Here is a 6,294-nt window from a genome sequence, read left to right as displayed (position 1 = left end):
CAATAGGTCATCAGTGATAGCATAAATTGTAATTATTTCGTTTAACATTACCCCTCCTAATTTTTCCTCTGGAGGGGATTTTATTGCTTATGCAATGCCACCTGAACACCTGCAAGCATAACTAGCAACTTGGGTTAATAGAGATGGATAAACGCAGAGATGGGAAGACCAGGTTTGTAGTTCTTGAGCGTAGCGTTGCAATGTGCTGAGGCTAAGTTGAGTGTTACCTAAGTAAAGGCAACCAGGGGAGCCATGAGAGATGATGTGTACACTTTCAACTCCACGGCGCTGTGATAGTACTTCGGTAATTAGTTCTACCCCATCCTGGTAGCGATCGAGGATAGCTACTTCTACTTTTGATACTAAATTGTTAAGTAATAGCTCGTAATTAATTACTGAAGGATCAATGAAAATAATGTTTGTATTTTTCATGTCTACTGTATTGTATTGATAATTTGATTTTTGAGTTTTAATAAAAATTAAAACTCAGGATTAGATATGAAATATTGGACAATAAAAACTAGAAACTATTGACCAGCAATTTATTCAACAATATCATCTGATTTTTTATCTTTAAAAAATGACAATCCATCAAAAAAGATAACGATTATGATAGTAATATTTTCTTGATATTTTGTCTGAATTGCATCGATGTATTTTCTGAGATATTGTCAAGAGATTGTAAAGATTTAAGAAAATAGAGTAATAAATACTACTTGAGTTTTCAAAAATGAACAACGCTGTCCCAGATGGAAGTTCAGAATTTTAAAATAAAAAGTGTGAACAAAGTATAAAAAATTATTTTATTTTTTTAAAAAAACAATAGAAATACATAATAATTAACAGCTTCTGAATAATATGTCTAGCAGCAATATTGAGCTAGGAACAGCAAAGATTCTAGCGAACCGCGATCGCTCTCATTTCAAATTTAACGATTGGATAAAAGATGCACCCTTAGACTTTAGTTCTTCAGATGATGGTAGTAATGCTAGAGCTTCAACTGCTTGATTATCTTTGATACAAAGTAAACTTCTTTGATAAATTAGCTTAGTATTAATATTTATACCATTTTTCTTAATTTCTGTTTGTAATGAAGGGCTGGGAACTCCTGTTAAGGTAAAATCTAAACATTTATATCCATTCTTCATAACAGAAGATTCAGCTATCCTTTTACCGTTCACGAAGTTAGATTTTTTTGCAGCTTCGCTAAGAGCCTGTAAAATTTTTGGAATTTTTTCAGTAGCTATTTTTTTAGCAAAGGTTGATTGAGCTACAGTATATGCAGATTCACCTTTTATAGCTGTCCATCTGCGGGTTGTTATGCCTTTAACTGGAGTATTAACCTCTTCTACAACAGAACTCGGCATCAAAATGCTGAAGTTCCCTTCTTTAGAAGTAAATACTTGGTCTTGAGATGATGCAGGAGCGCAAGCAGATAAAGTAATCAGTCCCAAGTAAGCTATTATATGAAAAGCTTTATTAGCATTAGTCAGTAAATTCATAGTCGTTTAAAAAATTAAGTTTATTTCTTGATTTACCCTTTGTAGCCAATATAAATCAACAGCTTGCTTTAAGTTAATAAGAGGATAAGCTATCGCTATGGTTTCAACTCATGTACACGTTGCCATTGCTGTTGTGTAATCTTGTAATTTGCAGCGTTCGCTGACGAATTACAATCAAAGTCTTTAAGATAGGGTCTTGTTTTAAGTCTTCCCTTGGCAGGGGCTTTTCTAACACAAAAGCTACCAAACTGAATTTCCGCGTCAGATTTCCCACCAACACCCTACCCGATCGCTGCACTAGCCCACATCAGCAGAACTTTCAGCAGCATTGGACGCATACATTCAACTACTGGAGTTTTAGGAGGATTGTGTATGGCTCAAGCAGTTCTTACTGGCTCTCATCCATCCTTTAACTTCAGTACACTAAAAGAATCATCGTATGCGATCGCTGGCTAACGCCCAGTATAATCGGCGTACACGGAACTTAAAGGACAAAGGATACGCTGAGGACGCGTCCGGTTCATACTATTGTTAGCCTACCCGCCGCAGAAACTTACCAACCCATTCGCTCGCTGCTATCGCTGTTTACGGGGCATAGTCCATCGCCTTCCCAATCGATTCTCACGAGTGATTACCGAAAGTTTTGCTGATGTGGGCTATTGGAGTGATGGGATGTTGGTGAGAAATCTGACGCGAAGATTTGTTTTGGGAGCTTTTGTGTTAGAAAAGCTATTGCTTAGGGAAAGCTTAAAGTAAGACTCTGTTTTGAAGACTTTGATTGTAATTCATCAACCGAACGATACAAATTACATAACAAAAGTGGCAACGCATATATGATTTGAATTAATAGTACACAAATACTATTTACTGACAAATAATTACTTGTTGCTATAGATGATTTTTCAAACTAACAACGTTTAAGCCTTATCTGAGTGTACAACCTTATTAATTATCGACTGGATGATTAATCAACTTTGCCGCTAACTATATCAAAACAGATGCTTTTTAATAGAAATAATAAAAAAGAGAGCATTTTCCGCCAAGAATCTTTAGAACGTCTATCCTCACCGGAACGCTTAGATCGGTTAATGCAAGTAGTTAGCCCGAAAGATTGGCTGGCGTTGGTCGCGTTGAACGGTTTAGCAATTGGCGGCGTAATCTGGAGCATAGTTGGTCGCATTCCCATTACCGTTGACGGTCGAGGTATATTTATTCAACCTCGTCAGGTAGTTGAGTTTCAGTCATCTATCGCCGGACAAATTCAAGCTTTAAATGTTGCTAGCGGACAATGTGTTAAGAAAAACCAACTCCTCGCAATAATTTATCCAGCTGACTTGCAAAAACAGTTACAGCTAGCGCGTCAACAGTTAACTCAATTGCAAAGACAAGCTCAAGATACCTTGGTTTTATCCAAACAACAGCTAGAAACAGAAAGAAATATCATTACTGCCAATCGCACCAACTTGCAACAACGTCTCCAAGATATTAGTGCGGTTGCACCGGTACTGAGAGATAAAGAACTAACCGCGATCGCCCAACAGCGTCAAAGTTTAGAACAGCGTTTTCGAGATGCTCAAACTTTAGTACCAGTGATGCAGACAAGACTCAAGCAACGACAAACTTTAGCAGATGCGGGGGGATTATCAAAAGATTCGTTGCTGCAAGCCGAACAAGAGTACGTGCAAACACGTCAGAACCTTGCTGATATTCAAGTTCAGCTCAAACAACTAGAAGCTCGCAATAGCGAAGTTGAGCGCACTTATTTAGAACAAATCCGTTCTATGAGCGACGTTCAGATTCAGTTAGGAGAACTGAATGCTAAAAGTAAACGCTTGGATCGAGAAAATTTAGAAACTACAAATCAAAGGGATAAAGAAATTGCCGCAGTTGACCGAGATATTGCTAGATTAGAACAGCAGATAAAAGATAATAGTCAAATCTTAAGTCCCCAAGCTGGATGTATTTTGGAGTTAAATACAACATTGGGGCAAGTGGTTCAACCTGGAACTCGATTGGGAATATTGCGTATAGGTAGCACTCAAGAGTCAGCTAAGGCGATCGCTTATTTTGCGATTAAAGACGGCAAACAAATTCAGCCAGGAATGTCGATTTTGATTACTCCCGATACAGTCCAAAGAGAGCGATTTGGGGGAATTGTGGGAAAGATTACTCACGTTTCGCCACTACCGGTAACTCAAGAAGGAACTGTTTCAGTAATTGGCAATCCAGAAGTTGTTAGAAGTTTGATTGGTGAAACTGGCGCGATCGAAGCAACTGCTAATCTTACTAACGATAGCAGCACTGTTACTGGTTATAAATGGTCATCTTCTCAAGGGCCAAATTCAAAAATTACTTCGGGAACTACAGCTTCAGTTCGAGTCACCATCGAACAAAGAGCGCCAATTACTTTTGTACTGCCGATTTTACGAGAATTTACTGGAATCAAATAATTTATATTTTGCTAATCAAATATATTAACGATGAATTTCTTTAAAAGATTTAAAAAATCAGATCCAGAAAACACAAATTATCAAGTTTCCAAATTTCAAAATATTCGCTTTAAAACGCCAACTTTGTTGCAGATGGAAGCAGTAGAGTGCGGGGCGGCAGCTTTGGGAATAGTATTAGCTTATTATGGTCGCATTGTTCCTTTAGCAGAACTGCGGGTTAGTTGTGGCGTTTCCCGCGATGGTTCTAAAGCATCAAATGTTTTAAAAGCAGCTAGAAACTACGGGTTACAGGCAAAAGGCTTTAAAAAAGGATTTAAGCAACTGCAACAATTAAAACCACCTTTTATTGTTTTCTGGAACTTCAATCACTTTTTAGTGGTAGAAGGTTTCGGACAAGAACGGGTTTGGTTGAACGATCCAGCTACGGGGCCGCGCAGCGTAAATCTGCAAGAGTTTAACGAAGCTTATACAGGCGTAGTTTTACTCATGGAACCAGGTGCAGAATTTAAAAAAGGCGGCAGAAAACCAAGTATTATTAATGCGCTTTCCAAACGCTTGCGAGGCTCGTTTGACGAGCTTTTTTTCTGCATCCTGGCTGGATTTTTTTTAGTTATTCCCGAATTAGCTATTGCTTCCCTCAGCCAAGTTTTTGTTGATAATATCTTGATTGAAAATCGCTTTGATTGGTTAAAGCCTTTGGTGTTAGGAATGGGAATTGCAGTATTGTTGCAAGCAATATTAACAATTCTGCAAACCCGAAAGCTGCGGTATTTACAAATTAGATTGTCAATTAGCATGACAGGAAATTTTTTATGGCACGTTCTCCGCTTGCCAATTGGTTTTTATGCTCAGAGATTTGCAGGAGAAATTAGCAATCGTGCCGCTCTTAATTATAAGGTAGCGAAAATACTTTCCGGTCAGTTAGCGCGAACGACTATAGATGCAGTGATGTTAGTTTTTTATGCGGTGGTGATGTTAGCTTACGATTGGATGCTAACAGCGATCGGTTTAGTAGCAGTAGCAATTAATATTGGGTTTTTGCAATGGGTAGCGCGAAAACGAATTGATACAAATATGCGCCTAAGTGTAGATTATGGCAAAATTGCTGGCGTAGAAATTGGGGCTTTAGAAAGTATTGAAACCATTAAATCAGCAGCATTAGAATCAGATTTCTTTAGTCGCTGGGCAGGATATTATGCTAAAGCTAATAACTCGCAACAAGAATTGCTGCAAACCGATTTAATTTTGGAAGCTTTACCACCTTTACTGACAGCTTTAACTTCCATGCTGTTACTAGTTGTCGGCGGTTTGCGAGTGATAGATGGCTATATCAGTATTGGGATGTTAGTGGCTTTTCAAACTTTAATGACCAGATTACAACAACCAGTTAATAGTTTAGTTGGTTTGGGCAGTACAATTCAAGCGATTGATGGCGATTTGAAGCGATTAGATGATGCTTTAGATAACGCGATCGATCCAAATTTAAACTTAGAATTACAGCGCGATAAAACTCCAATTGAATATGCTAAATTTTCAGATCGTTGTCGCTTGCAAGGATATGTCGAACTGCAAAACATTACCTTTGGTTACAGTCGGATAGAAGAACCATTAATTCAAAACTTTAGCTGTCAACTCAAACCAGGGCAAAGAGTAGCATTTGTAGGTACTAGCGGTTCTGGTAAATCTACTCTTTCTAAAATTGTTACGGGACTGTACGAACTTTGGGAAGGAAAAATCTTATTTGATGGCATTCCTCGACAACAAATTCCCCGTGCAGTGTTAGCTAATTCTCTCTCAATGGTGGAACAAGATATTTTTCTATTTAGCGGTACAGTACGAGATAATTTGACGCTGTGGGATGAAACAATTCCTAATTCCCAATTACTAAAAGCCTGTCAAGATGCCGCAATTTTAGATGTAGTAATGGCAATTCCTGGGGGTTTAGATGGCAAATTATTGCAAGGAGGTGCTAATTTAAGCGGAGGTCAGCGTCAACGGTTAGAAATTGCCCGTTCTCTAGTTAATAATCCGGCAATTTTAGTGATGGATGAAGCAACCAGCGCTTTAGATGCAGAGACAGAAAAAATTATCGATCGCCACATTCGACGACGAGGTTGTACTTGCATTATTATCGCTCACCGTTTGAGTACAATTCGGGATTGCGATGAGATTATTGTTTTAGAACGAGGTAAAGTAGTGCAAAGAGGTACTCACGAAGAAATGAAAGATATTGATGGCGCTTATGCTCGATTAATTAAAGCTGAATAAAAAGTATCAATAACTTGTGTAAATATTTTTATACTTCAAACAAAAATGAAAAATATAACTATAATGAAAAGCGA

General features: G+C 38.0%; 4 protein-coding genes. 2 read left to right on the top strand and 2 right to left on the bottom strand.

Annotated features, from left to right (window positions below):
• Positions 1-87: 87 nt before the first annotated feature.
• On the bottom strand, positions 88-432 hold the full coding sequence (locus RMY32_RS23425; RefSeq protein ID WP_322714039.1) for a DUF4347 domain-containing protein: 345 nt from the start codon (positions 430-432) through the stop codon (positions 88-90).
• A gap of 485 nt (positions 433-917) precedes the next feature.
• Positions 918-1,502, bottom strand: coding sequence for a hypothetical protein (locus RMY32_RS23420; protein ID WP_322714038.1), 585 nt, complete (start codon positions 1,500-1,502; stop codon positions 918-920).
• Between the two features lie 998 nt (positions 1,503-2,500).
• On the opposite strand from RMY32_RS23420, the gene RMY32_RS23415 reads away from it, so the two are divergent.
• Together RMY32_RS23415 and RMY32_RS23410 are read left to right on the top strand one after the other, a co-directional pair.
• The gene (locus RMY32_RS23415) at positions 2,501-3,952 is read left to right on the top strand and encodes an NHLP bacteriocin system secretion protein (protein ID WP_322714036.1); all 1,452 of its coding nucleotides are present in this window, start codon (positions 2,501-2,503) and stop codon (positions 3,950-3,952) included.
• Between the two features lie 30 nt (positions 3,953-3,982).
• On the top strand, positions 3,983-6,220 hold the full coding sequence (locus RMY32_RS23410; protein ID WP_322714035.1) for an NHLP family bacteriocin export ABC transporter peptidase/permease/ATPase subunit: 2,238 nt from the start codon (positions 3,983-3,985) through the stop codon (positions 6,218-6,220).
• The last annotated feature ends 74 nt before the right edge of the window (positions 6,221-6,294 follow it).

The sequence above is a fragment of the Nostoc sp. ChiSLP03a genome (assembly GCF_034531215.2).
GTDB lineage: Bacteria > Cyanobacteriota > Cyanobacteriia > Cyanobacteriales > Nostocaceae > Nostoc.
The sequence above is the reverse complement of the archived record's forward strand: the minus strand, read 5'-3'. Positions and strand labels throughout refer to the sequence as shown.

Coding starts and splice junctions, on each gene's coding strand:
- RMY32_RS23425 (WP_322714039.1), bottom strand. CDS start 432: ATGAAAAATACAAACATTATTTTCATTGATCCTTCAGTAATTAATTAC.
- RMY32_RS23420 (WP_322714038.1), bottom strand. CDS start 1,502: ATGAATTTACTGACTAATGCTAATAAAGCTTTTCATATAATAGCTTAC.
- RMY32_RS23415 (WP_322714036.1), top strand. CDS start 2,501: ATGCTTTTTAATAGAAATAATAAAAAAGAGAGCATTTTCCGCCAAGAA.
- RMY32_RS23410 (WP_322714035.1), top strand. CDS start 3,983: ATGAATTTCTTTAAAAGATTTAAAAAATCAGATCCAGAAAACACAAAT.